25 protein-coding genes are annotated in these 26,683 nt (G+C 57.2%); 21 read left to right on the top strand and 4 right to left on the bottom strand.

The window, feature by feature from the left end:
- Positions 1-4 precede the first annotated feature (4 nt).
- The gene (gene fadL / locus ACW9E7_RS13875) at positions 5-1,288 is read right to left on the bottom strand and encodes a long-chain fatty acid transporter FadL (RefSeq protein WP_115875916.1); all 1,284 of its coding nucleotides are present in this window, start codon (positions 1,286-1,288) and stop codon (positions 5-7) included.
- Between the two features lie 372 nt (positions 1,289-1,660).
- Here fadL and ACW9E7_RS13870 point away from each other — a divergent pair, with 372 nt between their 5' ends.
- From ACW9E7_RS13870 to sixA, 4 genes are all read left to right on the top strand, one after another.
- A complete protein-coding gene (locus ACW9E7_RS13870; protein ID WP_023294142.1) occupies positions 1,661-1,945 on the top strand; it encodes a YfcZ/YiiS family protein in 285 nt (94 codons plus the stop codon).
- A gap of 246 nt (positions 1,946-2,191) precedes the next feature.
- Positions 2,192-3,502 (top strand): acetyl-CoA C-acyltransferase FadI, encoded by a 1,311-nt coding sequence (gene fadI / locus ACW9E7_RS13865; RefSeq protein ID WP_458727933.1) that lies wholly within the window; start codon positions 2,192-2,194, stop codon positions 3,500-3,502.
- Positions 3,502-5,649, top strand: coding sequence for a fatty acid oxidation complex subunit alpha FadJ (gene fadJ, locus ACW9E7_RS13860; protein WP_133294869.1), 2,148 nt, complete (start codon positions 3,502-3,504; stop codon positions 5,647-5,649). The genes fadI and fadJ overlap by 1 nt, the downstream gene beginning before the upstream one ends.
- 209 nt (positions 5,650-5,858) lie before the next feature.
- Complete coding sequence (gene sixA, locus ACW9E7_RS13855) at positions 5,859-6,344, top strand: phosphohistidine phosphatase SixA (RefSeq protein ID WP_260659200.1); 486 nt, start codon at positions 5,859-5,861, stop codon at positions 6,342-6,344.
- A 46-nt stretch (positions 6,345-6,390) separates the two neighbouring features.
- Here the strand turns inward: sixA and smrB are convergent, their stop codons facing one another.
- The gene (gene smrB / locus ACW9E7_RS13850) at positions 6,391-6,942 is read right to left on the bottom strand and encodes an endonuclease SmrB (RefSeq protein WP_008502613.1); all 552 of its coding nucleotides are present in this window, start codon (positions 6,940-6,942) and stop codon (positions 6,391-6,393) included.
- Between the two features lie 145 nt (positions 6,943-7,087).
- On the opposite strand from smrB, the gene prmB reads away from it, so the two are divergent.
- From prmB to ACW9E7_RS13820, 6 genes are read left to right on the top strand one after another with little or no spacing between them, the layout of a single operon-like run.
- Complete coding sequence (gene prmB / locus ACW9E7_RS13845) at positions 7,088-8,020, top strand: 50S ribosomal protein L3 N(5)-glutamine methyltransferase (RefSeq protein ID WP_008502612.1); 933 nt, start codon at positions 7,088-7,090, stop codon at positions 8,018-8,020.
- 60 nt (positions 8,021-8,080) lie between these two features.
- Complete coding sequence (gene aroC, locus ACW9E7_RS13840; RefSeq protein ID WP_115875913.1) at positions 8,081-9,166, top strand: chorismate synthase; 1,086 nt, start codon at positions 8,081-8,083, stop codon at positions 9,164-9,166.
- A gap of 2 nt (positions 9,167-9,168) precedes the next feature.
- A complete protein-coding gene (mepA, locus tag ACW9E7_RS13835; RefSeq protein WP_458727932.1) occupies positions 9,169-9,993 on the top strand; it encodes a penicillin-insensitive murein endopeptidase in 825 nt (274 codons plus the stop codon).
- Positions 9,993-10,802, top strand: a complete 810-nt coding sequence (locus ACW9E7_RS13830) for a sulfite exporter TauE/SafE family protein (RefSeq protein ID WP_136195504.1) — start codon at positions 9,993-9,995, stop codon at positions 10,800-10,802. The genes mepA and ACW9E7_RS13830 overlap by 1 nt, the downstream gene beginning before the upstream one ends.
- The gene (locus tag ACW9E7_RS13825; RefSeq protein ID WP_111965248.1) at positions 10,802-11,347 is read left to right on the top strand and encodes an elongation factor P hydroxylase; all 546 of its coding nucleotides are present in this window, start codon (positions 10,802-10,804) and stop codon (positions 11,345-11,347) included. The genes ACW9E7_RS13830 and ACW9E7_RS13825 overlap by 1 nt, the downstream gene beginning before the upstream one ends.
- Positions 11,348-11,360: 13 nt before the next feature.
- The gene (locus ACW9E7_RS13820) at positions 11,361-11,639 is read left to right on the top strand and encodes a YfcL family protein (protein ID WP_048029667.1); all 279 of its coding nucleotides are present in this window, start codon (positions 11,361-11,363) and stop codon (positions 11,637-11,639) included.
- Between the two features lie 58 nt (positions 11,640-11,697).
- Here ACW9E7_RS13820 and mnmC read toward each other — a convergent pair whose 3' ends face one another.
- The gene (mnmC, locus tag ACW9E7_RS13815; protein ID WP_458727931.1) at positions 11,698-13,695 is read right to left on the bottom strand and encodes a bifunctional tRNA (5-methylaminomethyl-2-thiouridine)(34)-methyltransferase MnmD/FAD-dependent 5-carboxymethylaminomethyl-2-thiouridine(34) oxidoreductase MnmC; all 1,998 of its coding nucleotides are present in this window, start codon (positions 13,693-13,695) and stop codon (positions 11,698-11,700) included.
- A gap of 158 nt (positions 13,696-13,853) precedes the next feature.
- Between mnmC and fabB the strand changes: the two genes are divergently transcribed.
- Complete coding sequence (gene fabB / locus ACW9E7_RS13810; RefSeq protein WP_014832795.1) at positions 13,854-15,071, top strand: beta-ketoacyl-ACP synthase I; 1,218 nt, start codon at positions 13,854-13,856, stop codon at positions 15,069-15,071.
- Between the two features lie 207 nt (positions 15,072-15,278).
- Positions 15,279-16,457, top strand: coding sequence for an MFS transporter (locus tag ACW9E7_RS13805; RefSeq protein WP_032659215.1), 1,179 nt, complete (start codon positions 15,279-15,281; stop codon positions 16,455-16,457).
- A 42-nt stretch (positions 16,458-16,499) separates the two neighbouring features.
- Here ACW9E7_RS13805 and flk read toward each other — a convergent pair whose 3' ends face one another.
- Positions 16,500-17,504 carry a flagella biosynthesis regulator Flk gene (gene flk / locus ACW9E7_RS13800; protein ID WP_458727930.1) on the bottom strand — a complete coding sequence of 335 codons (1,005 nt, stop codon included), beginning with the start codon at positions 17,502-17,504 and terminating at the stop codon, positions 16,500-16,502.
- Between the two features lie 113 nt (positions 17,505-17,617).
- Between flk and pdxB the strand changes: the two genes are divergently transcribed.
- The 9 genes from pdxB to purF all read left to right on the top strand — a co-directional run bounded on the left by pdxB (position 17,618) and on the right by purF (position 26,627).
- Entirely contained in the window at positions 17,618-18,754 is a 1,137-nt protein-coding gene (gene pdxB / locus ACW9E7_RS13795) for a 4-phosphoerythronate dehydrogenase PdxB (protein WP_111965253.1), read from the top strand.
- Between the two features lie 67 nt (positions 18,755-18,821).
- Positions 18,822-19,835: an aspartate-semialdehyde dehydrogenase gene (locus ACW9E7_RS13790; RefSeq protein WP_458727929.1), complete on the top strand. Its 1,014-nt coding sequence runs from the start codon at positions 18,822-18,824 to the stop codon at positions 19,833-19,835.
- Entirely contained in the window at positions 19,835-20,647 is an 813-nt protein-coding gene (truA, locus tag ACW9E7_RS13785) for a tRNA pseudouridine(38-40) synthase TruA (protein ID WP_111965254.1), read from the top strand. The genes ACW9E7_RS13790 and truA overlap by 1 nt, the downstream gene beginning before the upstream one ends.
- A gap of 28 nt (positions 20,648-20,675) precedes the next feature.
- Entirely contained in the window at positions 20,676-21,335 is a 660-nt protein-coding gene (locus ACW9E7_RS13780; RefSeq protein WP_008502599.1) for a DedA family protein, read from the top strand.
- Between the two features lie 154 nt (positions 21,336-21,489).
- Positions 21,490-22,395, top strand: a complete 906-nt coding sequence (accD, locus tag ACW9E7_RS13775; RefSeq protein WP_111965256.1) for an acetyl-CoA carboxylase, carboxyltransferase subunit beta — start codon at positions 21,490-21,492, stop codon at positions 22,393-22,395.
- Positions 22,396-22,465: 70 nt separating this feature from the next.
- Positions 22,466-23,734: a bifunctional tetrahydrofolate synthase/dihydrofolate synthase gene (folC, locus tag ACW9E7_RS13770; RefSeq protein ID WP_271368491.1), complete on the top strand. Its 1,269-nt coding sequence runs from the start codon at positions 22,466-22,468 to the stop codon at positions 23,732-23,734.
- Positions 23,724-24,422: a cell division protein DedD gene (gene dedD, locus ACW9E7_RS13765; RefSeq protein ID WP_045402682.1), complete on the top strand. Its 699-nt coding sequence runs from the start codon at positions 23,724-23,726 to the stop codon at positions 24,420-24,422. The genes folC and dedD overlap by 11 nt, the downstream gene beginning before the upstream one ends.
- A gap of 165 nt (positions 24,423-24,587) precedes the next feature.
- Positions 24,588-25,076, top strand: a complete 489-nt coding sequence (gene cvpA / locus ACW9E7_RS13760; RefSeq protein WP_000262116.1) for a colicin V production protein — start codon at positions 24,588-24,590, stop codon at positions 25,074-25,076.
- A 33-nt stretch (positions 25,077-25,109) separates the two neighbouring features.
- Positions 25,110-26,627 (top strand): amidophosphoribosyltransferase, encoded by a 1,518-nt coding sequence (gene purF, locus ACW9E7_RS13755; protein ID WP_021241570.1) that lies wholly within the window; start codon positions 25,110-25,112, stop codon positions 26,625-26,627.
- Positions 26,628-26,683 lie beyond the last annotated feature (56 nt).

The following is a 26,683-nucleotide window of genomic DNA, read 5'->3' as shown; positions in this document are numbered from 1 at the left end:
GCGATTAGAACGCGTAGTTGAAGTTCGTACCGAACAGCCAGGCTTTACCTTCAGAGGTAAACTCGTAAGGGCCTTCCTGGAACGTCACTTTCTGACCGTGCATATAAGATACGCCCGCATCGATGGATGCATTCTCGTTGAACGCATACGTCGCGCCCGCGCTTAACCAGAAACGGTCCTGATCCGGAATGGAAATGGAACGTTTGTCTGCCGGAACCGGGCTGTCGTCAAATGCGATACCGGAGCGGAATGTCCAGTTTTTATCGTAGTAGTAGGTGGTACCCAACGCAATACGATAGGCGTCGTGGAAGCTTTCGTCCTTATAGAACAGCGTCTGGCCATTGGTTCCGGTCGCTTTCAGCTCCTGGAACTGGCTCCAGCTGGTATAGGCCAGGCTATAGTGGATAGCCCATTGCGGCGCAACACGGTTGTAACCGGACACTTCCCACATTTCTGGCAAATGCAGTGACAGTGAACCTGGAACGGTCTGGTTGGACGTTCCCCAAGGAATGGTTGTACCCGCACCAGGAACCAGGTTGTTCACAGGCGTCAGGATGCCGCTCTTGTAATCGCCGTCGAAGTCAATTTTCACTTCGGAACGATAGGTCAGGCCCCAACGGTTGTTTTTGTCCAGCTCGTACAGGATACCGGCGTTCCAGCCATAGCCCCATTCATCACCTTCAAGACTGGCAATTTTATTGCTGTTTTTAGGCAGGCGCGCAGTCTGTTCCCCGGAATAACGTTCGATTTTGGCATCGGCGTAGACGGCATCAAAGCCCAGACCAAAGCTCCAGTTATCGTTCAGGCGATACGCACCGCTCAGGTTGAGGTTCAGCGTAGTAAGGTCTGTTTTACCGCCGTATTCACCAGCCGGGTAGTTGTTATTGAACTCGGTAGCCAGGCCGTAGTTAGACGTTACGGATGCACCCCAGCCAAACTGTTCGTTAATAGGCGCAACGAAGTGCAGGTTGGGGATCCATGCTGTTGGGGCAATGTTGTCCGCTTTAAGGCTCGCACCCGTATAAGGCGACTTACCAGAAACGTTGACATCAGGGTCGATATAAACCGCACCGGCAGAGAAAGTCGGACGATCGAACATCATGATCAACGCGGGGTTACGACTCGCGTTACCCGCATCATCAGCAATAGCGCCTTCCCCGGAATACGCACGGCCAAGGCCAGAGGAAGAAAATTCGTTTAACTGAAAGCCCGCTGACCAGGCGGAAGTGGAGACGAGTGCCACTGCGACTGCCAGCGCAGTCTTGTTGAACAGGGTTTTCTGGCTCATGACCATAACCTCATTGAGTTATTTTTATTCAATAATTGTTACATACCGTAACAGGAGCGCGAAGTGTAGGGTCTGAGGTATGACAGACAAATCAGACCAGTGGCCAGAGTATAGGTCTGACCAGCCAGAATGTTGCAAGTTTGTTTATTAATATTTTCAAACATGTTTCGCGAAACGAGATCTGGTTGGCAAAATTGTGACCATCGCGACTCACCCAAAAGGGTGGTTTTTGTTCTGGATCATTTTTTAGTGTGATATTGGTCACTTATCCGTTTTTGCACCATTAACGGCTGGAGAGAGCCCGCGCCGGGGCGTAAAATATCAGCATCGTGTTTATCTCGCGCGCTGCGCGAATACAGAGGAAATTGAGCTATGAGTAAATGCAGTGCTGATGAAACCCCGGTTTGCTGCTGTATGGATGTTGGGACCATCATGGACAACTCCGATTGCACCGCGTCTTACAGCCGTGTGTTCACTAACCGTGCCGAAGCGGAAGAGACCCTGGCCGCGCTGAGCAAGCGTGCGCGTGATGTTGAATCCGATCCGTGTGAAATCAAGTCGACCTTCACCGAAGTGGAAGGCGGCGTGAAGCTGGACATCGACTTTGTTTTCGCCTGCGAAGCAGAAACGCTGATTTTCCAGCTGGGTCTGCGTTAATCCTTTTTGCCCGGCGGCGCTTCGCTTGCATGGGCCTACGATTGTGTAGGCCGAGTAAGGCAACGCCGCCACCCGGCAACAAACCGCACAAATGCCCCTGCCATGCAGGGGCATTTTCTTTTTCTTCTCTGTGTTTTAGCTCGCACTTTTTCGTTTCCCCGATTGGCTGAATGTAAAAAAATGGTTAAGACTATTATCAGGTCAGACCACTTTATGTTTGCGAAAAATTTTTTACAGGGGAGTGTTATGAGTCAGGCATTACCGCTAATTACCCGTCAGGGCGATCGCATTGCCATAGTCAGTGGATTGCGAACGCCATTTGCGCGTCAGGCAACGGCGTTTCATGGCATACCGGCCGTTGACCTGGGGAAAATGGTAGTGGGGGAGATGCTGGCTCGCAGCGAAATTCCGCCTGAGGTCATCGAACAGCTGGTGTTCGGTCAGGTCGTGCAGATGCCTGAAGCCCCCAACATTGCGCGGGAAATCGTCCTTGGTACCGGGATGAATGTGCACACCGATGCCTACAGCGTCAGTCGCGCCTGCGCAACCAGTTTCCAGGCCGTGGCGAACGTCGCCGAAAGCCTGATGGCGGGGACTATCCGCGCCGGGATTGCGGGCGGGGCAGACTCCTCTTCGGTGCTGCCGATTGGGGTCAGTAAAAAGCTGGCGCGTATCCTGGTCGATGCCAACAAAGCCCGTACGACGGGTCAGAAACTCAAACTCTTCTCGCGTTTACGTCTGCGCGATCTGATGCCCGTGCCACCTGCCGTAGCGGAATACTCCACTGGCCTGCGCATGGGCGATACCGCCGAGCAGATGGCGAAAACCTACGGCATTACCCGTGAAAAGCAGGATGCGCTGGCGCATCGCTCGCATCAGCTTGCGGCAAAAGCCTGGTCGGAAGGCAAGCTGACCGACGAGGTCATGACCGCCTACATTCCGCCCTATCGCGAACCGCTTGCGGAAGATAACAATATTCGCGGCACCTCGACGCTGGCGGATTACGCAAAGCTGCGCCCGGCGTTTGACCGCAAGCACGGCACGGTGACGGCGGCGAACAGTACGCCGCTGACGGACGGGGCCGCCGCCGTGATCCTGATGACCGAATCCCGCGCGAAAGAGCTGGGCATCACTCCCCTGGGCTATTTACGCAGCTATGCCTTCACCGCCATTGATGTCTGGCAAGACATGTTGTTAGGTCCGGCATGGTCGACGCCGCTGGCGCTGGAGCGCGCGGGGCTGACGATGGCTAATTTAACCCTGATTGATATGCATGAAGCGTTTGCCGCGCAGACTCTGGCAAACGTTCAGCTACTGGCAAGCGAGCGTTTCGCGCGCGATGTGCTGGGCCGCGCCCATGCCACAGGCGAAGTGGATCAGAGTAAGTTCAACGTGCTGGGTGGTTCTATCGCCTACGGTCATCCGTTTGCCGCCACCGGTGCGCGAATGATCACGCAAACATTACATGAACTCCGTCGCCGGGGCGGCGGGTTTGGCCTCGTTACCGCCTGTGCGGCGGGTGGCCTTGGCGCAGCAATGGTTCTGGAGGCTGAATAATGGATATGCCATCTGCATTTAATCTGACGGTTCGCCTCGATAACGTGGCCGTTATCACTATTGATGTGCCTGATGAAAAGATGAATACCCTGAAGGCCGAATTTGGTGTTCAGGTGCGCGCGATGCTAAAGCAGATCCGCGAAAACAAAGCCATTCGCGGCCTGGTGTTTATCTCTGCCAAACCCGACAACTTTATCGCCGGGGCGGATATCAACATGATCGACCGGGCGCAAAACGCACTGGAAGCCGAAGAGCTGGCGCGTCAGGGCCAGCAGGTAATGTCGGAGATCAACAGCCTGCCGATCCCGGTTATCGCAGCGATCCACGGCGCCTGTCTGGGCGGCGGGCTTGAGCTGGCGCTGGCATGTCACAGCAGGATTTGTACTGACGATGCAAAAACCATTCTGGGCCTGCCGGAAGTGCAGCTGGGCCTGCTGCCTGGCTCCGGCGGAACGCAACGACTGCCGCGCCTCGTGGGCGTCAGCACGGCGCTGGAGATGATCTTAACCGGTAAACAGCTGCGTGCCCGTCAGGCGCTGAAAGCCGGTCTGGTCGATGACGTCGTGCCGCAGTCTATTTTACTGGAAGCCGCCGTCGAGCTTGCGCTGAAAGGGCGTCAGGCAAAACGACCTCTGCCGGTCCGCGAGCGCGTTCTGGCTGCTCCGCTGGGAAGAACGCTTCTGTTCAACATGGTGGGCAAAAAGACTGAACAAAAAACCAAAGGCAACTACCCGGCGGCAAAGCGGATCCTGGACGTGATCGAAACCGGGCTGTCGCAGGGAAGCAGCAGCGGCTATGCCGCGGAGGCCAAAGCCTTCGGCGAACTGGCGATGACGCCGCAGTCACAGGCTCTGCGCAGCATCTTCTTCGCCAGCACGGACGTGAAAAAAGATCCTGGCAGCGAGGCTGAGCCTGCACCGTTGCGTGCCATTGGCGTACTGGGTGGGGGGCTCATGGGCGGCGGTATCGCTTTTGTTACCGCCAGCAAAGGCAAATTACCTGTACGAATCAAAGACATCAATCCGAAGGGTATCAACCACGCGCTGCAGTACAGCTGGCAGAACCTTGATCAAAAGGTCAAGCGCCGCCATATCAAGGCAAGCGAGCGTGATAAAACCCTGGCGATGATCTCCGGCACGACGGATTACAGCGGTTTTGCGCACCGCGATCTGGTGATTGAAGCCGTGTTTGAAGATCTGGCGCTTAAGCAGCAGATGGTGGCAGACGTTGAGCAGCATTGCGCCCCGCATACCATTTTTGCCTCCAATACGTCGTCATTGCCGATTGGCGATATCGCGGCGAAAGCCGCGCGTCCGGAGCAGGTGATTGGGCTGCACTTCTTTAGCCCGGTCGAAAAAATGCCGCTGGTGGAAGTTATTCCACACGCGACGACCAGTCCGCAAACCATCGCCACGGTAGTCAAGCTTGCGAAGAAGCAGGGGAAAACGCCGATCGTAGTAGCAGATAAGGCCGGCTTCTACGTCAACCGCATTCTGGCTCCCTATATTAATGAAGCCATGCGGTTGCTGACGGAGGGGGAGAAGATCGAGCACGTCGACGAGGCGCTGGTAAAGTTTGGTTTCCCCGTAGGTCCCATCCAACTTTTGGATGAGGTGGGAATAGACACCGGCACTAAAATTATACCAGTGCTGGAAGCCGCATATGGCGATCGTTTCAGCCCACCTGCAAACATTGTTTCTGCGATTTTGAAGGACGATCGCAAAGGCAGAAAAAATGAACGCGGTTTCTATCTTTACGGCGCGAAAGGGCGTAAAAGCAGGAAACAGGTCGACCCTTCGGTTTATGGACTTATTACGACTTCTGGTCAGGGAAAACTCTCCGCCGTTCAGTGCGCTGAGCGCTGCGTGATGATGATGCTCAATGAAGCGGCGCGCTGCTTTGGTGAACAGGTAATCAAAAGCGCGCGCGATGGCGACATCGGCGCGGTATTTGGCATTGGTTTTCCGCCGTTCCTTGGCGGCCCGTTCCGTTACATGGATACGCTCGGCGCGGGTGAAGTGGTTGCAATCCTGCAGCGTCTGGCTTCGCAGTATGGTCCACGGTTTACACCGTGTGACCAATTATTGCAGATGGCGGAAAGGGGCCAGACATTTTGGCCAGCAAGGGAAACTGTCCTCGTAAGCTGAGGTCAAAGAAGGGTAAATCCTGAAGTGAAGGAACCTGTTCTGGCGATTTTGTAAACAGAGATTGACTATACTTACGCCATTGAGGTAAAAAACAGCGTTTCATTCACCGAATGGATCAGGCACAATGCCCGGCCATCGGGTTTTCTACCTCTCAGCATTTATCGCGGGTAGTTAACGCCGGTGATTCTGGTTAACAAAAGCGGTGCAATATGCAAGTTTTTATCATGCGTCACGGCGACGCGGCACTCGATGCCGCCAGTGACTCAGTACGTCCTTTGACCGTCTGTGGCTGCGACGAATCTCGTCTGATGGCGACCTGGCTTAACGGTCAAAAAGTGGACATCGAACGCGTTCTTGTGAGTCCGTTCCTGCGTGCAGAACAGACGCTGGATGTGGTAGGGGAGTGTATGAACCTGCCGTCCAGTGTGGATGTTCTCCCCGAACTGACACCATGCGGTGATGTCGGCCTTGTCAGCGCTTATCTTCAGGCGCTATGCAATGAAGGTGTCGCTTCCGCACTGGTCATTTCCCACCTGCCGCTGGTCGGCTATCTGGTATCTGAGCTGTGCCCGGGCGAAACGCCGCCTATGTTCACCACTTCCGCGATTGCCAACGTCACCCTCGACGAAACCGGCAAAGGGGTCTTCAACTGGCAAATGAGCCCGTGCAACCTGAAGATGGCAAAAGCGATCTGACGTGACGTGCGATATGGCGGGGTGCAATGTGCTTCCCGCCATTCTGTCAGGGCAACTCTGGCGGTTGCCACTCTTCCACTTCAATCAACACCAGCAACGCGGCATCTCCGCCGTACTCTTTCGGTGCCTGATGAAAAGCCATCACGTGCGGGTGCTGCGCCAGCCACAGGGGCGTCTGTTGCTTGAGAATATGTTTACCGTGGCCATGCATTACGCAGGCGCAAAAAACATGTTCGCGACGGCAGGCGGCGATCAATGCCCCCAACTCCTGTTTCGCCTGCATCTGCGTTAAGCCGTGGAGATCGAGAAACAGCTCCGGCGAATAATCCCCGCGGCGTAATTTTTTCAGCTCAAAATGGCTGACGTCTTCGCGTACATACTTAACAGCCCCTTGCGTATTAAGCAGCGGCTGAAATTCATCTGAAAAATAGTGGCTGTTATCGGCCTGCTCCTGCAGCAGGCGTTTGACCGGGACTTCGCTGATTTTTTTACGCTGCGGGCGATGAACGATGGTGTCCTGAGCGATTTTCCGCGTCCCGGTCATCAGCTGTCGGAAGAGCGCCTGATCCTCCTCGCTGAGCGATGTTTTCTTTTTCATTCGTCATTCTCATCTCGTATTTCCGATAGTGTACCCGACTAAACGCATTTTTTAACCTCAAGCGGTACGCGTCATTGCTGATTTATCGCCGTCTTCATGGCAAACTAGCCGCCGAAAATTATGCGAGCATGCCCTGGAGGAAAGAGTGGATAAAATATTTGTCGATGAAGCAGTAAACGAGCTGCATACCATACAGGACATGTTGCGCTGGTCGGTTAGCCGCTTCAGCGCCGCCAATATCTGGTACGGACACGGTACCGATAACCCGTGGGATGAAGCCGTGCAGCTGGTGCTGCCGTCACTCTACCTGCCGCTGGATATCCCGGAAGACATGCGCACCGCGCGCCTGACCTCCAGCGAAAAACACCGCATCGTTGAGCGCGTGATCCGCCGCGTGAACGAACGCATTCCGGTCGCCTATCTGACCAACAAAGCCTGGTTCTGCGGCCACGAGTTCTATGTCGATGAACGCGTGCTGGTGCCGCGCTCGCCGATTGGTGAGCTGATTAACAACCACTTTGAAGGCCTGATCGGCCATCAGCCGCAGCACATTCTCGATATGTGTACCGGCAGCGGCTGCATCGCCATCGCCTGCGCTTACGCCTTCCCGGAAGCGGAAGTCGATGCCGTCGATATCTCCACCGACGCGCTGGCCGTGACCGAGCACAACATCGAAGAGCACGGCCTGATCCATCACGTTACGCCAATTCGCTCCGATCTGTTCCGCGATCTGCCGACGCTGCAGTACGATCTGATCGTCACCAACCCGCCGTACGTCGATGCGGAAGATATGTCCGATCTGCCGAACGAATACCGCCACGAGCCTGAGCTGGGTCTGGCTTCTGGCTCTGACGGCCTGAAGCTGACCCGCCGCATTCTGGCCTGCGCGCCGGATTATCTGACCGACGACGGCGTTCTGATTTGTGAAGTGGGCAACAGCATGGTACATCTGATAGAGCAGTACCCGGATGTGCCGTTCACCTGGCTTGAGTTCGACAACGGCGGTGACGGCGTCTTTATGCTGACCAAAGCGCAGCTGCTCGACGCGCGCGAACACTTCAGCATCTATAAAGATTAATCCAGCGGGCTTCGGCCCGTTTCACAACGCTCAAACACAAACAACAACATCGGAGCCGTGATGGCAGGAAACACTATTGGACAGTTATTCCGCGTGACCACCTTTGGCGAGTCACACGGGCTGGCGCTGGGCTGTATCGTTGATGGCGTACCGCCAGGCATCGAACTGACCGAAGCCGATTTACAGCACGACCTCGACCGTCGTCGTCCGGGCACCTCTCGCTACACCACGCAGCGTCGCGAGCCGGACCAGGTCAAAATTCTCTCCGGCGTCTTTGAAGGCCGCACCACCGGCACCAGCATTGGTCTGCTGATTGAAAACACCGATCAGCGCTCCCAGGACTACGGCGCCATCAAAGACGTGTTCCGTCCGGGCCACGCCGACTATACCTACGAACAAAAGTACGGGTTCCGCGACTATCGCGGCGGCGGACGCTCTTCCGCCCGTGAAACCGCAATGCGCGTGGCGGCTGGCGCCATTGCCAAAAAATACCTGCAGCAGAAATTTGGCATCGTTATCCGCGGCTGTCTGACCCAGATGGGCGACATTCCGCTGGCGATCAAAGACTGGGATCTGGTCGAGCAAAACCCGTTCTTCTGTGCCGATGCCGACAAGCTGGACGCGCTGGACGAACTGATGCGCGGCCTGAAAAAAGAGGGCGACTCCATCGGGGCGAAAGTGACCGTGGTGGCCGATGGCGTCCCGCCAGGCTGGGGCGAGCCGGTATTTGACCGTCTCGACGCCGACATCGCCCACGCGCTGATGAGCATCAACGCGGTGAAGGGCGTTGAGATTGGCGACGGTTTTGACGTGGTATCCCTGCGCGGCAGCCAGAACCGCGACGAAATCACGAAAGCGGGCTTCCAGAGCAACCACGCGGGCGGCATCCTGGGCGGGATCAGCAGCGGGCAGCAGATTGTTGCCAACATCGCGCTGAAGCCAACCTCCAGCATTACCGTGCCGGGCCACACGATTAACCGCGATGGCGAAGAAGTTGAAATGATCACCAAAGGACGTCACGATCCGTGCGTGGGGATCCGCGCGGTGCCGATCGCAGAAGCGATGCTGGCGATCGTGCTGATGGATCACTTCCTGCGCCAGCGCGCGCAGAATGCGGATGTGACGACCACCATTCCACGCTGGTAAACATGAAAAAAACCGCAATTGCTCTGCTGGCGCTGCTGGCCAGTGGAGCCAGTCTGGCCGCCACACCGTGGCAAAAAATCACCCATCCGGTGGCGGGGAGCGCGCAGTCGATCGGCGCTTTTTCCAACGGCTGTATCGTGGGCGCGCAGGAACTTCCGCTGCAATCGGAGACCTATCAGGTGATGCGTACCGACCAGCGTCGTTACTTCGGCCACCCGGATCTGGTGCTGTTCATTCAGCGACTGGGAAACCAGGTTCATAACCTGGGGCTGGGCACGATGCTGATCGGCGATATGGGGATGCCTGCCGGCGGTCGTTTTAACGGTGGACACGCCAGTCACCAGACCGGACTGGATGTGGATATCTTCCTGCAGCTGCCGAAAGACCGCTGGACCGCCGCCCAACTGCTGAAACCGCAGGCGCTGGATCTGGTGGCGAGCGACGGCAAGCGCGTTGTGCCGTCCCTGTGGACGCGGGACGTATCCAGCATGATCAAGCTGGCGGCAGAAGATAACGACGTCACGCGGATTTTCGTTAACCCGGCCATCAAGCAGCAGCTCTGCCTGGATGCCGGAACCGATCGCGACTGGCTGCGCAAAGTGCGGCCGTGGTTCCAGCATCGCGCGCACATGCACGTTCGTCTGCGCTGCCCGGCGAATAGCCTGGAATGTGAAGATCAGCCGCTACCTCCGCCGGGCGATGGCTGCGGTGCGGAACTGCAAAGCTGGTTTGAACCGGCAAAACCTGGAACCTCTAAGCCTGAGAAGAAGACACCGCCTCCGCTGCCGCCTTCCTGCCAGGCGCTACTGGATGAGCATGTACTTTAATGGATAATTTCGTCGATCTGTTTATGGTGTCACCGCTGCTGCTGGTGGTGCTGTTCTTCGTGGCCATGCTGGCCGGTTTTATTGATGCCCTTGCGGGCGGCGGCGGGTTATTAACCGTACCCGCGCTGCTGGCGGCGGGCATGAGCCCGGCGCAGGCGCTTGCCACCAACAAGCTTCAGGCCTGCGGCGGCTCGCTCTCGGCGTCGCTCTATTTTATCCGCCGCAAGGTGGTGAGCCTGGCCGATCAGAAGCTCAATATCCTGATGACCTTTATTGGTTCCACGTCGGGCGCGCTGCTGGTGCAGCACGTGCAGTCGGATATTTTGCGCCAGATCCTGCCGGTTCTGGTTATCTGCATCGGTCTCTACTTCCTGCTGATGCCAAAGCTCGGCGAGGAAGACCGCCAGCGTCGTCTTCACGGCCTGCCGTTTGCCCTGATTGCCGGGGGCTGCGTCGGTTTTTACGACGGTTTCTTCGGCCCGGGGGCAGGCTCGTTTTACGCGCTGGCGTTCGTGACGCTGGCCGGGTTTAACCTCGCCAAATCCACCGCCCATGCCAAAGTGCTCAACGCCACCTCGAACGTCGGCGGCCTGCTGCTGTTTATCATTGGTGGCAAGGTTATCTGGGCAACCGGGTTTGTGATGATGGCAGGGCAGTTCCTGGGCGCGCGCGCGGGCTCGCGCCTGGTATTAAGCAAAGGGCAAAAACTGATTCGCCCGATGATCGTCATCGTCTCGGCCGTGATGAGCGCCAAACTACTTTATGACAGCCATGGACAGGAGATCCTCACCTGGTTGGGGATACACTAATGAACAGTACGCATAAATACGAACAGCTGATTGAGATTTTCGACGGCTGTTTTGCTGACGATTTTAATACCCGTCTGATTAAAGGCGACGACGAACCGATCTATCTTCCTGCAGATGACGAGGTTCCGTATAACCGCATCGTCTTTGCCCACGGCTTTTACGCCAGCGGCTTGCACGAGATTTCGCACTGGTGCATCGCCGGAAAAGCGCGGCGCGAGCTGGTAGACTTTGGTTACTGGTACTGCCCGGACGGACGTGACGCCGCGACGCAGGGGCAGTTTGAAGATGTGGAAGTCAAACCGCAGGCGCTGGAATGGCTGTTCTGCGTCGCGGCGGGTTTCCCGTTCAACGTCAGCTGTGACAACCTCGAAGGCGACTTCGAGCCAGACCGTATCGTCTTCCAGCGCCGCGTGCATGCGCAGGTGATGGAATATCTTGAGAAAGGCATCCCGGAACGTCCGGCGCGCCTGATCGAGGCCTTACAGAATTATTACCACACGCCGGCGATCGCGGCGGAATGCTTCCCTTGGCCGGAAGATCTTTAACAGAGGAAAGAAGATGATCGCAGAATTTGAATCACGCATTCTGGCGTTAATTGATGACATGGTGGAACACGCCAGCGATGATGAGCTGTTCGCCAGCGGTTATCTGCGTGGTCACCTGACGCTCGCGGTAGCCGAGCTTGAAGCGGGGGACGATCACTCTGCCGACGCCGTTCACGAAGAAGTGACCCGCAGTCTGGAGAAAGCCATTCAGGCCGGGGAACTCTCTCCGCGCGACCAGTCTCTGGTGCTGGGCATGTGGGACAACCTGTTCCAGCAGGCAAAAGCGAAGTAAGTGTTTCACCACCCTCTCCCTGTGGGAGAGGGGCGGGGTGAGGGCCCCGGAACGCACCCTATTTAATCTTCTTCCCCTTCAGCAGTTTCCGCACCCACAATCGATTCGGATTCAGGCCCGCAAGCGTAATTCTGTCCAGCGGAATCGGCTCTCCGCTCATTTGCGAGGCTAAGACTTCGGCCAGAAGCGGCGCAGAACACAGCCCGCGAGAACCCAGCCCGCCGAGTATATACAGTTCCGGATAAACCGGAGCGCTCACCGCTTTATCCCGGTTATCAGCAAGGTTCTGATAAACCTCAAGCGTTGCCTCATAGTCCGGCACATTGCCCGCCATCGGCAGATGATCGCGGGTGGCGCAGCGCACGCCGCAGCGCGCGTCTGCGGCGCTGACGTCGACTTCTTTCGCCCACGCCGCATCCGGGAAGCAGTCAATCAGACGCTGGCGGTTCTGCGCCTGATCCACTTCGCTGTAGCGCATATCCGTTTCGCCACGATGATAGCTGGCCCCGATGCAGTGATGGCCGTTAGACGGATTTTGCGGCGTCAGATAGCCGTCATAGCACAGCACCTGGCGCAGTTTGCCGAGCTCAGGCGCGGTGGGAATATGGCTTACCTGGCCGCCAACAGGATAAACCGGCAACGACTCCGTCTGGGCAAACTGGCTGATGTGATGTCCGTTTGCCAGCACAACGCTGGCATGGCGTGCCTCTTTGCCATTAGCAAAACGCAGATCCCAGCATTCTGTCCGGCTCAGCGATTCAACCTTGTAGGCATACTGCACCGTCAGCCCGCGCGACTGCGCCAGGGCAATGACCGCCGCGGTCAGTTCAGCCGGGCACAGCCAGCCGCCGAGCGGATACTGAATGCCCCCACACCCGGTTTCCACGCCAGCGGTGTCTTCCACCTCTTGCGCACTTACCGCGCGGGCAATCTCTTCGGGCAGGCCCAGAGACAGCATCTGCGCGATCTTCTGCTGGCTCTTCTCATCCCAGCCGAGCTGCGTGACGCCGCACCAGTCATGGTCGAAGGCCACCGGAAGCGCGTCATAAAGGCGACGAGCGAAGGTAAACGCTGCCGGGAAAAACTGGAACAGAGCCGGGTCGTGCGCGCTTAAAAGCGGATAGAGCGCCCCCTGACGGTTGCCGGACGCGCCGCTGGCGGGCGCGTCGTCAGCACAGTAGAGCGTGACCTGCCAGCCGCGCTGGAGAAGGGCGAGCGAGAGCAGGGCGCTGGCGATCCCGCCGCCAACGATTGCTACGTCGCGCGATGCGCTGGCGCGGCGCGCAAACCAGGGCGTCTGAGCGGGGATGTCCAGCGTCTGCTCCATCCTGCCGACCAGCATGTCGCGCTTGCGGCCAAAGCCTTTGGTCTTCTGCATGGTAAAGCCCGCCTCCTGCAGCCCACGGCGGACAAAGCCCGCCGAGGTGAAGGTGGCAAGGGTAGCCCCAGGGCGCGCCAGCCGCGCCATCGCGTTAAACAGATGCTGGCTCCACATGTCCGGGTTTTTGGCAGGGGCAAAACCGTCCAGGAACCACGCGTCGACCTTCTGATTCATCGAATCATCGAGCCTGTCGGTCAGGTCGTTGATGTCGCCGAGCCATAAGTCCAGCGTGACGCGTCCACCGTCCAGAATCAGACGGTGACAGCCGCCGGTGTGGGCCGGCCACTGCGCCTGAAGCTGTTCTGTCCAGGGCGCAAGCTCCGGCCAGCGCTGGTGGGCAAGCCGCAGATCGTGCGCGGTGAGCGGGAATTTTTCGAAACTGATGAAATGTAATCTTTGTAGCGTAGCCTCGGGGTGAGCAGCGTGGAACTGGTTAAACGCCTGCCAGAGGGTTAAAAAATTCAGCCCGGTGCCGAATCCACTTTCCGCGACCACAAACAGGCTCCGCGGGTGCGCCGGGAAGCGGGTGCTGAGCTGGTTTCCGTCGAGGAAAACATAGCGAGTTTCTTCGAGTCCGTTATCATTAGAAAAATAGACGTCATCAAAATCTCGGGAAACAGGTGTACCCTCAGCGTTGAATTCGAGGTTTGCGGGTTGTATAGCGTTTTGTTTCACGTAAGTTACTCGTCTGACAGGCAGTGGCACGATCTTAACGATGTGAGTCCATCGGTGCAAATTTCCGCAGAAAATGTCTGATCGGACTTGTTCGGCGTACAAGTGTACGCTATTGTGCGACTCGAAACTTACTATAGTGCGACTTACAGAGGTATTGAATGAAACGTGCAGTGATTACTGGCCTGGGCATTGTTTCCAGCATCGGTAATAACCAGCAGGAAGTCCTGGCATCTCTGCGTGAAGGACGCTCCGGGATCACTTTCTCTGAAGAGTTTAAAGATTCAGGTATGCGTAGCCACGTATGGGGTAACGTCAAACTGGACACCACCGGTTTGATTGACCGCAAAGTGGTTCGTTTCATGAACGATGCCTCTATTTATGCTTATCTCTCCATGCAGGAAGCGATCAAAGATTCCGGCCTGAGTGAAGAGGTTTATCAGAACAACCCGCGCGTGGGTTTGATCGCCGGTTCCGGCGGCTCATCTAAAGCGCAGGTATTCGGTGCTGACGCAATGCGTAGCCCGCGTGGTCTGAAAGCGGTAGGTCCGTACGTGGTGACTAAAGCCATGGGTTCTGCGGTTTCCGCATGCCTGGCGACCCCGTTCAAAATCCACGGTGTGAACTACTCCATCAGCTCCGCGTGTGCGACTTCCGCGCACTGCATCGGTAATGCTGTTGAGCAGATCCAACTGGGTAAACAGGACATCGTATTTGCTGGCGGCGGCGAAGAGCTGGGCTGGGAAATGGCCTGTGAATTCGACGCGATGGGCGCACTGTCTACCAAGTATAATGAGACTCCGGACAAAGCTTCCCGTACCTACGATGCGCACCGTGACGGTTTCGTTATCGCGGGCGGCGGCGGTATGGTTGTGGTTGAAGAGCTGGAGCACGCCCTGGCACGTGGCGCGCATATCTACGCTGAGATCGTGGGCTACGGTGCAACGTCTGACGGCGCCGACATGGTTGCGCCATCCGGCGAAGGCGCGGTGCGCTGCATGAAGATGGCGATGCACGGCGTTGACACCCCAATCGACTACCTGAACTCCCACGGTACCTCTACTCCTGTAGGCGACGTGAAAGAGCTGGGTGCGATCCGTGAAGTCTTCGGCGACAACAGCCCGGCAATCTCCGCGACCAAAGCCATGACCGGTCACTCTCTGGGTGCGGCTGGCGTGCAGGAAGCGATCTACTCTCTGCTGATGCTGGAAAACGGCTTTATCGCGCCAAGCATCAACATTGAAGAGATGGACGAGCAGGCTGCCGGCCTGAACATCGTGACCAAACCAACGGAAGCGACGCTGACTACCGTCATGTCAAACAGCTTCGGCTTCGGTGGTACCAACGCCACGCTGGTTATGCGTAAGCTGAAAGCATAAGTTTTAAGTTTGATTCCGAAAGGGAGCCATAAGGCTCCCTTTTTTATGCATTGACAAGCGGCTGATCTCACAGGCAAACTTCCCCCCTCAACATTATCCTCACGATAATGCGTAAGCGTTTAACGTCAACCAACGCGCCTTAATCCTGATAACCAGGTAGAGGGGGCGTGGCATTTTCCCGCCTTACTCTTCATTTCGGAGTAAAGCATGACTGCAGTAACTCAAACAGAAACAACCCCTTCAGCGAACGTTTCGCTGTTCCGTATCGCCTTTGCGGTATTCCTGACCTACATGACCGTTGGCCTGCCGCTGCCGGTGATCCCGCTTTTCGTTCATCAGGAGCTGGGCTATGGCAACACCATGGTCGGCATTGCCGTGGGCATTCAGTTTTTAGCCACGGTATTAACCCGCGGCTACGCCGGACGGCTGGCGGATCAGCACGGTGCCAAGCGCTCGGCGCTGCAGGGCATGTTTGCCTGCGGGCTGGCGGGCGGCGCCTGGCTGCTGGCGGCTCTACTGCCGGTCGATGCCGCGTATAAATTTGCGCTGCTGGTGCTGGGCCGTTTAATTCTTGGCTTCGGTGAAAGCCAGCTGCTGACCGGCACCCTGACCTGGGGAATGGGGCTGGTGGGGCCTGCTCGTTCCGGTAAGGTGATGTCCTGGAACGGTATGGCCATCTATGGCGCGCTGGCTGCCGGTGCGCCGCTTGGGCTGCTTATCAATAGCCAGTTTGGATTTGCGGCATTGGCCGCAACCACCATGGTTTTACCTCTGCTGGCGTGGGCGTTTAACGGCTCGGTGCGTAAGGTGCCCGCGCACAAAGGCGAGCGTCCTTCCCTGTGGAGCGTGGTAGGCCAAATCTGGCAGCCGGGTCTTGGCCTGGCGCTGCAGGGCGTGGGTTTTGCGGTGATTGGGACGTTCGTTTCGCTCTATTTTATGAGCCGTGGCTGGGCGATGGCCGGTTTTACGCTCACCGCTTTTGGCGGCGCGTTTGTGCTAATGCGCGTCTTCTTCGGCTGGATGCCGGATCGCTTTGGCGGCGTGAAGGTGGCGGTGGCGTCGCTGGTGATTGAGACCATCGGTCTGCTGCTGCTGTGGAATGCTCCCGTGGCTTCCGTTGCGTTGCTTGGTGCGGCGCTGACCGGCTGCGGCTGTTCACTGATCTTCCCGGCGCTGGGTGTTGAAGTGGTGAAGCGCGTGGCCCCGCAGGTGCGCGGTACGGCGCTGGGCGGCTATGCGGCGTTTCAGGATATCTCATACGGGGTAACCGGACCGCTGGCCGGGGTGTTAGCCACCTCGTTTGGCTATCCGTCCGTCTTCCTGGCAGGTGCGGTTTCCGCGGTGGTTGGGATTGTGGTGACGCTGGTGGCGTTTCGCAGGACTTGAGCCGTTGTAGGCCCGGTAAGCGCAGCGCCACCGGGCCAAACCTCAGACAACCAGCCAGAAAATCGCCAGTGCAGTCAGTAGCGCAATAAACATCAACCCCGGACGCGCGGAGAGCGTTCTGAAGGTTTCCACGACCGGCGCAAACAGCGGGCTGTAGATCGGCTGAATGTTTCTTACCTCCGGCACGCCGCCTTCACGCTCTGCGCGGCGAACGAAGATCTGGTTGAGCAGATCCTGCACCTGCGCGGTGGTCAGTACCGTCTGCGGCGTGGCCTGCCAGTTTTGCTGGGCGTAATCCCGAATCACCTCGAACTCGTGCGGCTCAAGCGGCTGTTTCAGCGCGGCCTGGACGGTATGCAGGGTAGGGGCGCTCTGGGTGCTGAGCGTCTGGCGCGCCTGAAGCCAGGTCACCAGATGAGTAAACTGTTTGGCCGGGATTAACTCACCCGCCTTCACGCCGGACAGCTCCAGCATGGATTGCCAGATAAGCTTCGTCGGCTCGCCGGTGGCCGCGGCCAGCTTCGTCACCATCTGCTTGAGCGTATTGTGCTCGGCGGGCAGCAGAGGACGCTCGGTCGCCGGGCGCACCTGTGGCTGCGGAATAGACAGCTCGTTATTCTGCAGCAGGGTCAGCACGGTTTTGAGCTGGTCGGGCGTCAGCTGGCCCAGCGCGGTCTGACCATACTGCTGGCGAATAAAATCACTTACCGCCTGGCGGTTATTTCCCTGACCCAGCAGCTCCGTCAGCTGAGAAACAATCTGGCGGGTGGTGTGGTTCTGCTGCGCGGTCGTAATACGCTGGTTCAGATTTTGTTCGGCCGCCGGGAAATGGCGCGACTGCAGCGGTGCGTCGTTTCTCACGCCTAAATCATGCTTTACCCCGGCCCAGACTTCCGCGTTCTGCTGCGAAGTCAGCGCAATCAGGCGCGTGATCAGTCGCTCCAGCACGGTGCGCTGTTGCGTGGATAGCGGTTGTTCACCGGCAACGTTTGGCGTGACCGGGCCTTCACCCGGAGGGCGTGGCGGCGTACCTGAAATGGGCTGCATCGTCAAAAATCCTTAAAGTCAAAACTCAGCGTAAACCTGGCAGACGTATATGCCTGGCGGCCAGATTATGGCACACTTGGCAGGTTTTCTTCCTCTCAAACAGGTACTCAGACGTGAAAATCCTCGTTGATGAAAATATGCCTTACGCCCGTGAGCTATTTAGCCGCCTGGGTAACGTAAAGGCTGTTCCTGGTCGCCCGATCCCGGTCAACGAACTGGACGATGCCGACGCCCTGATGGTGCGCTCGGTGACCAAAGTAAATGAGGCGTTGCTCGCCGGTAAGGCGATTAAGTTCGTTGGGACCGCAACGGCAGGGACCGATCATGTGGATGATAAATGGCTGAAGCAGGCCGGAATCGGTTTTTCCGCCGCACCGGGCTGCAACGCCATTGCAGTCGTGGAATACGTTTTCTCCTCGCTGCTGATGCTGGCCGAGCGCGACGGTTTTGCGCTGAAAGACCGCACCGTGGGGATTGTCGGCGTGGGTAACGTCGGCGGGCGCCTGCAAAAGCGCCTGGAAGCGTTAGGGATCCGCACGCTGCTGTGCGATCCGCCGCGCAAAGACAACGGCGAGGACGGGGATTTCCGCTCGCTGGACGAGCTGGTTGAACAGTGTGACGTGCTGACGTTCCACACGCCGCTGTTTAAAGAGGGTCCGTATAAGTCGCTGCATCTTGCCGATGAGGCGCTCATTCGCCGTCTGAAGGCTGGCACTATTCTGATAAATGCCTGTCGTGGTCCGGTAGTCGATAACGCCGCCTTGCTGACGTGTCTGAACGAAGGACAAGATCTCAGCGTGGTGCTGGACGTCTGGGAGCCGGAGCCGGACCTCAACGTTGAGCTGCTTAACAAGGTGGACGTGGGCACCGCGCATATCGCCGGTTATACCCTCGAAGGGAAAGCCCGCGGCACGACGCAGGTCTTCGAGGCCTACAGCGCGTTTATCGGCCATCCGCAGCAGGTGGCGCTGGATACCTTACTCCCCGCACCTGAATTTGGCCGCATTACTCTCCACGGCCCGCTCGATCAGGCAACGCTGAAAAGGCTGGTGCATTTGGTGTATGATGTGCGCCGCGATGATGCGCTGCTGCGTAAAGTGGCGGGGATCCCGGGCGAGTTTGATAAGCTGCGCAAGAACTACGTTGAGCGCCGCGAGTGGTCTTCCCTGTATGTGATGTGCGACGACGCCCCGGCGGCGACGCTGCTGCACAAGCTGGGGTTTAACGCCGTTCATCACCCGGCGCATTAATGTCTTCTTAATGCTCCCTGTCGGATACTCCGACAGGGACGCTTTTTTATTTCTGGAGTAAACCACCATGTCTGAAGGCTGGAACATTGCCATTTTAGGTGCCACGGGTGCCGTGGGCGAAGCCCTGCTCGAAACGCTTGCTGAGCGTCAGTTCCCGGTGGGCGATATCTATGCGCTGGCGCGTACCGATAGCGCGGGTGAGCATCTGCGTTTTAACAGTAAATCCGTCATGGTTCAGGATGCGGCGGCGTTCGACTGGACGCAGGCGCAGCTGGCGTTTTTCGCTGCAGGTGCTGAAGCCACTGCGGCGTACGTTGAAGAGGCGACCAACGCAGGCTGCCTGGTGATTGACCTGAGCGGCCTGTTCTCCATGGAGCCGGATGTGCCGCTGGTGGTGCCGGACGTGAACACGTTTGTGCTGGCTGACTACCGCAACCGTAACGTCATTGCGGTGCCGAACAGCCTGACCAGCCAGCTGCTGACTGCACTGAAACCGCTGATCGACGACGGCGGCCTGTCGCGCATTACCGTCACCAGCCTGCTGTCGGCGTCCGCAAACGGCAAAAAGGCCGTTGACGCGCTGGCCGGGCAGAGCGCGAAGCTGCTGAACGGCATTCCAATTGATGAAGATGATTTCTTTGGCCGCCAGCTGGCGTTCAACATGCTGCCGCTATTGCCGGATCGCGAGGGCTCCGTGCGCGAAGAGCGCCGTATCGTCGATGAGGTGCGTAAAATTCTGCAGGACGATGGCCTGATGATCTCCGCAAGCGTCGTACAGTCCCCGGTCTTCTACGGTCATGCGCAGATGGTCGGCTTTGAAGCGCTGCGTCCGCTGGCTGCAGAAGAGGCGAGCGATGCGTTTGGCCGCGGGGAAGACATCGTCCTCTCTGAAGAGAGCGAGTTCCCGACCCAGGTAGGCGATGCTACCGGTAGCGCGCATCTTTCCGTTGGCTGCGTGCGTAACGACTACGGTATGCCGGAGCAGGTCCAGTTCTGGTCCGTTGCCGACAACGTTCGCTTCGGCGGCGCGCTGATGGCGGTCAAGATCGCTGAAAAACTGGTGCAGGAGTACCTGTACTGATGTCAGACGTGGAACAAACGCCGGTTCATAAAATTGCCCTCGGTATTGAATACGACGGCAGTAAATATTATGGATGGCAGCGTCAAAATGAGGTGCGCAGCGTTCAGGAGAAGCTGGAGAAAGCGCTCTCTCAGGTGGCAAACGAGCCGATTAACGTCCTGTGCGCAGGCCGTACGGATGCCGGCGTTCACGGCACGGGGCAGGTGGTTCACTTTGAAACCACCGCCGTGCGTAAGGATGCCGCCTGGACGCTGGGCGTAAATGCGAATTTACCTGGTGACATTGCGGTGCGCTGGGTGAAAGCTGTGCCGGATGATTTTCACGCGCGCTTCAGCGCCACGGCGCGCCGTTACCGCTACGTCATCTACAATCAGCGCCTGCGTCCGGCTGTGTTAAGCCAGGGCGTGACGCATTTTTATGAACCGCTCGACGCAGAACGTATGCATCGCGCGGCGCAGTGTCTGATTGGTGAAAATGACTTTACGTCGTTTCGTGCGGTGCAGTGTCAATCCCGTACGCCGTGGCGCAACGTCATGCACATCAACGTCAGCCGTTTTGGCGCGTATGTGGTGGTGGATATCAAAGCCAATGCCTTTGTACATCATATGGTTCGGAATATTGTGGGCAGCCTGATGGAAGTAGGTGCCGGACACCAGCCGGAGAGCTGGATTGCAGACCTGCTGGCAGCGAAGGACAGAACGCTTGCGGCAGCCACGGCGAAAGCGGAAGGATTGTATCTGGTCTCAGTAGACTATCCGGAACGATTTGACCTGCCGAAACCGCCAATGGGCCCGCTGTTTTTAGCGGACTAAACAAAGGTGCAATAAGGGCTTAGACAATATGGACGTAATACGTTTTCTGATTGATTTCATTTTGCATATTGATGTTCACCTGGCGGAGCTGGTCGCGCAGTACGGCGTCTGGGTTTACGCCATTCTGTTCCTCATTCTGTTTTGTGAAACCGGTCTGGTCGTTACCCCATTCCTGCCAGGGGATTCACTGCTGTTCGTTGCCGGGGCGTTATCGGCGTTACCCACCAATGACCTGAACGTGCATCTTATGGTTGTGCTGATGGTAATTGCCGCCATTGTCGGTGATGCGGTCAACTATACGATTGGTCGCGTATTCGGTGAGCGGCTTTTCAGCAATCCGGATTCGAAAATTTTCCGTCGCAGCTATTTAGATAAAACCCATGCGTTTTATGAACGCCATGGCGGTAAAACCATTATCCTTGCGCGTTTTGTGCCTATTGTGCGCACATTTGCACCGTTTGTGGCGGGAATGGGACATATGTCCTATCGTCATTTTGCCATGTATAACGTCGTGGGGGCGCTGCTGTGGGTACTGCTGTTTACCTACGCAGGCTACCTGTTTGGCGATCTCCCTGTGGTTCAGGAAAACCTTAAGTTACTGATTGTAGCGATTATTGTGCTTTCCGTACTGCCTGGCGTTATCGAAATTATTCGTCACAAACGTGCGGCGGCAAAACAAGCGAAGTAAATGCACGCTGGCGGTTCGACCACTTTTTTATCCAAAGTTTCGGGCTGTTATGTTTTAATGTGCAACATTCATGGTCTGTTGGAGGCAAAAATGGCATTATTCGCCTCTTATAGCAAAACTGGCATACGACCAGGTTCAGGCAGAAAGGTTATCAATGAGCTGGATTGAACGAATTAAAAGCAACATTACCCCAACGCGCAAAGCGAGCATTCCTGAAGGGGTATGGACGAAGTGTGATAGCTGCGGTCAGGTTCTGTATCGCGCAGAGCTGGAACGCAACCTTGAGGTGTGTCCGAAGTGTGACCACCATATGCGTATGTCGGCGCGCAACCGCCTGCATAGCCTGCTGGACGAAGGTTCTCTGGTAGAACTGGGCAGCGAGCTTGAGCCAAAAGACGTGCTGAAGTTCCGCGATTCCAAGAAATATAAAGATCGTCTGGCCTCCGCACAGAAAGAGACCGGCGAGAAAGACGCGCTGGTCGTCATGAAAGGCACCCTGCATGGGATGCCGGTTGTTGCCGCTGCGTTTGAGTTCTCCTTTATGGGCGGCTCAATGGGCTCCGTGGTTGGTGCGCGCTTCGTGCGTGCCGTTGAGCAGGCGCTGGAAGACAACTGTCCGCTGATCTGTTTCTCTGCCTCCGGCGGAGCACGTATGCAGGAAGCGCTGATGTCCCTGATGCAGATGGCTAAAACCTCTGCAGCGCTGGCGAAGATGCAGGAGCGCGGTCTGCCGTACATCTCCGTGCTGACCGACCCAACCATGGGAGGCGTCTCCGCGAGCTTCGCGATGCTGGGCGACCTGAACGTCGCTGAGCCAAAAGCGCTGATCGGCTTTGCGGGTCCTCGCGTTATCGAGCAGACCGTTCGTGAAAAACTGCCGCCGGGCTTCCAGCGCAGTGAGTTCCTCATCGAGAAAGGCGCCATCGACATGATCGTCCGCCGTCCGGAAATGCGCCTGAAGCTGGCGAGCATCCTGGCGAAGCTGATGAATCTGCCAGCGCCAAACCCGGATGAGCCGCGCGAAGGCGTGGTGGTACCGGATCAGGAACCCGAGGCCTGATAACTGAAAAGGGCAGGGCCGGTTGGCGCTGCCCTTTTGCTTTCTAATCTGTTAATGACAACCGGGCATTATGGAAAATAAAAGCATTCCCCAAGCCACGTCGCCCCTGGCCGCGTGGCTTTCTTATCTGGAAAACCTGCACAGTAAAACCATCGATATGGGGCTTGAACGGGTGAGCCAGGTTGCCGCGCGTCTTGATGTGCTCAAACCGGCACCTTTCGTGTTCACCGTCGCAGGGACCAACGGTAAAGGCACGACCTGCCGCACGCTGGAGTCCGTCCTGATGTCGGCCGGTTACAGGGTAGGCGTTTATAGCTCTCCACATCTGGTCCGCTACACCGAGCGGGTTCGCGTGCAAAATCGCGAACTACCGGAATCCGCGCATACGGCGTCGTTCGCGGAAATTGAAGCCGCGCGCGGTGAGATCTCATTAACCTATTTTGAATACGGCACCCTGTCGGCCCTGTGGCTGTTTAAACAGGCGCAGATGGATGTGGTGATCCTTGAGGTTGGCCTCGGGGGACGTCTTGATGCAACCAATATCGTGGATGCAGATGTGGCGGTGGTCACCAGCATCGCGCTGGATCATATCGACTGGCTGGGTCCGGATCGTGAAAGCATTGGCCGCGAGAAGGCCGGTATTTTCCGCGCAAATAAACCCGCCGTGGTCGGCGAGCCGGATATGCCACACACCATTGCTGACGTAGCAAACGAGAAGGGCGCGCGTCTGCTGCGCCGCGGCGTTGACTGGCAGTATGAGGTTCAGAACAACGGCTGGCGCTTTAGCGACGCGCAGGGGGCACTGGATAACTTGCCGTTGCCGCAGGTTCCGCAGCCGAACGCGGCCACCGCGCTGGCGGCACTGCGCGCCAGCGGATTGGTGGTGAGCGAGCAGGCAATCCGCAACGGCATTCAGAGCGCAATTCTGCCCGGGCGTTTCCAGATTGTCAGCGAGTCACCGCGCCTGATTCTGGACGTGGCGCATAACCCGCATGCGGCGGCGTATCTCGCGGGACGTCTCAAATCGTTACCAAAAACCGGGCGCGTGCTGGCGGTTATCGGTATGCTTCATGATAAAGATATCGGCGGGACGCTGGCCTGCATGGAGAGTGTGGTCGATAGCTGGTATTGTGCTCCTCTGGAAGGGCCGCGCGGCGCGACGGCCGAGCAGTTGATGGAACATCTCGGCAAAGGCGCAATCTACAGTAGCGTGGCTCAGGCCTGGCATGCCGCGATGGCGGATGCTAAACCAGAAGATACCGTGCTGGTGTGTGGTTCATTCCACACGGTGGCACATGTCATGGAAGTGATGGACGCGGGGAGAACCGGTGGCGAGTAAGTTTCAGAACCGTTTAACAGGAACCATTGTGCTGGTCGCGCTCGGGGTGATTATTCTTCCCGGGCTGCTCGACGGGCAGAAAAAGCATTATCAGGATGAGTTTGCCGCTATTCCGCTGGTGCCTAAACCGGGTGACCGCGATGAGCCGGATATGCTGCCCGCGGCGACGCAGGCGCTGCCTGCTCAGCCACCGGAAGGCGCGGCGGAAGAGGTGCGCGCGGGCGATGCCGCAGCACCGTCGCTCGATCCGTCTCGCCTGGCGGCAGCGAGCAGCAGCGATATCGATCCGGTGCCGGTAGAGCAGCCTAAACCGGTTGAAAAACCGAAGCCGGTTGAGAAGCCGCAGCCGAAACCGCAGCGCGATAAAACGGCAGAACAGCTCGCCGCGGCGTCAGAAACCCCACCGCCAGCAAAACCGGCGCAGCAGGAAGCTGCTGCCCCAACGGGTAAAGCCTACGTGGTGCAGCTCGGTGCGCTGAAAAACGCCGACAAAGTCAACGAGGTCGTGAGCAAACTGAGAAGTGCGGGATACCGTGTTTACACTTCACCTTCCACGCCGGTGCAGGGTAAAATTACCCGTATCCTCGTGGGGCCAGAAGCGTCTAAAGACAAACTGAAAGGGTCGCTGGGTGAGCTGAAGCAGATCTCCGGTCTGAGCGGTGTGGTGATGGGCTACAGCGCAAACTAAGTACGACCTGCTCCTTTAAGAGAGAGGCGATAAGCCACGGCGTTGAACATTTTTTCAGCGCCTTTTTTATTTACGCGCGGGAAGGAAATCCCTACGCAAACGTTTTCTTTTTCTGTTAGAATTCGCCCCGAACTGGATGACAGGGCGTTTAATCGTGGGACACATATGGTCTGGATTGATTACGCCATCATAGCGGTGATTGGTTTTTCCTGTCTGGTTAGCCTGATCCGTGGCTTTGTTCGTGAAGCGTTATCGCTGGTGACTTGGGGTTGTGCTTTCTTTGTCGCCAGTCATTACTACACTTACCTGTCTGTCTGGTTCACGGGCTTTGAAGATGAACTGGTCCGAAACGGAATTGCCATCGCGGTGCTGTTTATCGCAACGCTGATTGTCGGCGCTATCGTGAATTACGTGATAGGTCAGCTGGTCGAGAAAACCGGTCTGTCAGGAACGGACAGGGTGCTCGGGATCTGTTTCGGAGCGTTGCGAGGCGTGCTGATTGTGGCCGCGATCCTGTTCTTCCTGGATACCTTCACCGGGTTCTCCAAAAGCGAAGACTGGCAGAAATCGCAGCTCATTCCAGAGTTCAGCTTCATCATCAGATGGTTCTTTGACTATCTGCAAAGCTCGTCGAGTTTTTTGCCCAGGGCATAAACCCTGAGATGTGGCTTAACGAGGAAAAGACGAATGTGCGGTATTGTCGGTATCGCCGGTTTCATGCCGGTAAACCAGTCGATTTATGACGCGTTAACGGTGCTTCAGCACCGTGGGCAGGATGCTGCGGGTATCATCACCATTGATGCAAACAACTGCTTCCGTTTACGCAAGGCGAATGGCCTGGTAAACGATGTGTTTGAAGCCCGCCATATGCAGCGTCTGCAAGGTAATATGGGGATCGGTCACGTTCGTTATCCTACTGCTGGCAGTTCCAGCGCCTCCGAGGCACAGCCTTTCTACGTCAACTCACCGTATGGCATCACCCTTGCCCATAACGGCAACCTGACGAACGCACATGAGCTGCGTAAAAAGCTGTTCGAAGAGAAACGTCGCCACATTAACACCACCTCTGATTCTGAAATCCTGCTCAATGTGTTTGCCAGCGAGCTGGATAACTTCCGTCACTACCCGCTGGAAGCAGACAACATCTTTGCCGCGATTGCCGCGACAAACCGTCAGATCCGCGGCGCGTACGCCTGCGTTGCGATGATCATCGGTCACGGTATGGTCGCCTTCCGCGATCCAAACGGCATTCGTCCGCTGGTGCTCGGTAAGCGCGACCTTGGCGATGGCCGTACTGAATATATGGTTGCCTCTGAAAGCGTGGCGCTGGATACCCTGGGCTTCGAATTCCTGCGCGACGTTGCGCCGGGCGAAGCGGTCTACATCACCGAGAAGGGTCAGCTGTTTACCCGCCAGTGTGCCGATAACCCGGTCAGCAACCCGTGCCTGTTTGAATACGTTTACTTTGCCCGTCCGGATTCCTTCATCGACAAGATTTCCGTCTACAGCGCGCGCGTCAACATGGGCACCAAGCTGGGCGAGAAGATTGCCCGTGAGTGGGACGATCTCGACATCGACGTGGTTATTCCTATCCCGGAAACTTCCTGCGATATCGCGCTGGAGATCGCCCGCATTCTGGACAAGCCATACCGTCAGGGCTTCGTGAAGAACCGCTACGTTGGCCGCACGTTTATCATGCCGGGGCAGCATCTGCGCCGTAAGTCCGTGCGCCGCAAGCTGAACGCCAACCGCGCGGAGTTCCGCGACAAGAACGTTCTGCTGGTGGATGACTCCATCGTTCGCGGCACCACCTCTGAGCAGATTATCGAGATGGCGCGCGAAGCGGGTGCGAAGAAAGTCTACCTGGCCTCTGCTGCGCCGGAGATTCGCTTCCCGAACGTGTACGGTATTGATATGCCAACCGCCAACGAGCTGATCGCTCACGGTCGTGAAGTGGATGAAATTCGCCAGATCATCGGTGCCGACGGCCTGATTTTCCAGGATCTGAACGATCTCATCGACGCGGTGCGTGCCGAGAATCCGGAAATTCAGCAGTTTGAATGCTCCGTGTTTAACGGTATTTACGTGACCAAAGACGTTGACCAGCAGTACCTCGACTATCTTGATTCACTGCGCAACGACGACGCCAAAGCCGTCCAGCTGCAGAACGATCTCGAAAGCTTAGAGATGCACAACGAAGGTTGATGCTCCGGCAGGTGAGGGCGAATGCCCTCACTTGCAACTCCCCGCAAAATCCTGCA

The sequence above is a fragment of the Enterobacter sp. H2G27 genome (assembly GCF_054403075.1).
Note: the sequence above shows the minus strand (reverse complement) of the source record. Positions and strands in the feature narration are given on the sequence as shown.

Coding starts and splice junctions, on each gene's coding strand:
- ACW9E7_RS13805 (WP_032659215.1), top strand. CDS start 15,279: ATGACTGCAGTAACTCAAACAGAAACAACCCCTTCAGCGAACGTTTCG.
- smrB (WP_008502613.1), bottom strand. CDS start 6,942: ATGAAAAAGAAAACATCGCTCAGCGAGGAGGATCAGGCGCTCTTCCGA.
- fadJ (WP_133294869.1), top strand. CDS start 3,502: ATGGATATGCCATCTGCATTTAATCTGACGGTTCGCCTCGATAACGTG.
- folC (WP_271368491.1), top strand. CDS start 22,466: ATGGAAAATAAAAGCATTCCCCAAGCCACGTCGCCCCTGGCCGCGTGG.
- ACW9E7_RS13830 (WP_136195504.1), top strand. CDS start 9,993: ATGGATAATTTCGTCGATCTGTTTATGGTGTCACCGCTGCTGCTGGTG.
- fadL (WP_115875916.1), bottom strand. CDS start 1,288: ATGAGCCAGAAAACCCTGTTCAACAAGACTGCGCTGGCAGTCGCAGTG.
- aroC (WP_115875913.1), top strand. CDS start 8,081: ATGGCAGGAAACACTATTGGACAGTTATTCCGCGTGACCACCTTTGGC.
- ACW9E7_RS13825 (WP_111965248.1), top strand. CDS start 10,802: ATGAACAGTACGCATAAATACGAACAGCTGATTGAGATTTTCGACGGC.
- sixA (WP_260659200.1), top strand. CDS start 5,859: ATGCAAGTTTTTATCATGCGTCACGGCGACGCGGCACTCGATGCCGCC.
- fadI (WP_458727933.1), top strand. CDS start 2,192: ATGAGTCAGGCATTACCGCTAATTACCCGTCAGGGCGATCGCATTGCC.
- mepA (WP_458727932.1), top strand. CDS start 9,169: ATGAAAAAAACCGCAATTGCTCTGCTGGCGCTGCTGGCCAGTGGAGCC.
- ACW9E7_RS13870 (WP_023294142.1), top strand. CDS start 1,661: ATGAGTAAATGCAGTGCTGATGAAACCCCGGTTTGCTGCTGTATGGAT.
- ACW9E7_RS13790 (WP_458727929.1), top strand. CDS start 18,822: ATGTCTGAAGGCTGGAACATTGCCATTTTAGGTGCCACGGGTGCCGTG.
- ACW9E7_RS13820 (WP_048029667.1), top strand. CDS start 11,361: ATGATCGCAGAATTTGAATCACGCATTCTGGCGTTAATTGATGACATG.
- purF (WP_021241570.1), top strand. CDS start 25,110: ATGTGCGGTATTGTCGGTATCGCCGGTTTCATGCCGGTAAACCAGTCG.
- flk (WP_458727930.1), bottom strand. CDS start 17,504: ATGCAGCCCATTTCAGGTACGCCGCCACGCCCTCCGGGTGAAGGCCCG.
- accD (WP_111965256.1), top strand. CDS start 21,490: ATGAGCTGGATTGAACGAATTAAAAGCAACATTACCCCAACGCGCAAA.
- ACW9E7_RS13780 (WP_008502599.1), top strand. CDS start 20,676: ATGGACGTAATACGTTTTCTGATTGATTTCATTTTGCATATTGATGTT.
- truA (WP_111965254.1), top strand. CDS start 19,835: ATGTCAGACGTGGAACAAACGCCGGTTCATAAAATTGCCCTCGGTATT.
- fabB (WP_014832795.1), top strand. CDS start 13,854: ATGAAACGTGCAGTGATTACTGGCCTGGGCATTGTTTCCAGCATCGGT.
- cvpA (WP_000262116.1), top strand. CDS start 24,588: ATGGTCTGGATTGATTACGCCATCATAGCGGTGATTGGTTTTTCCTGT.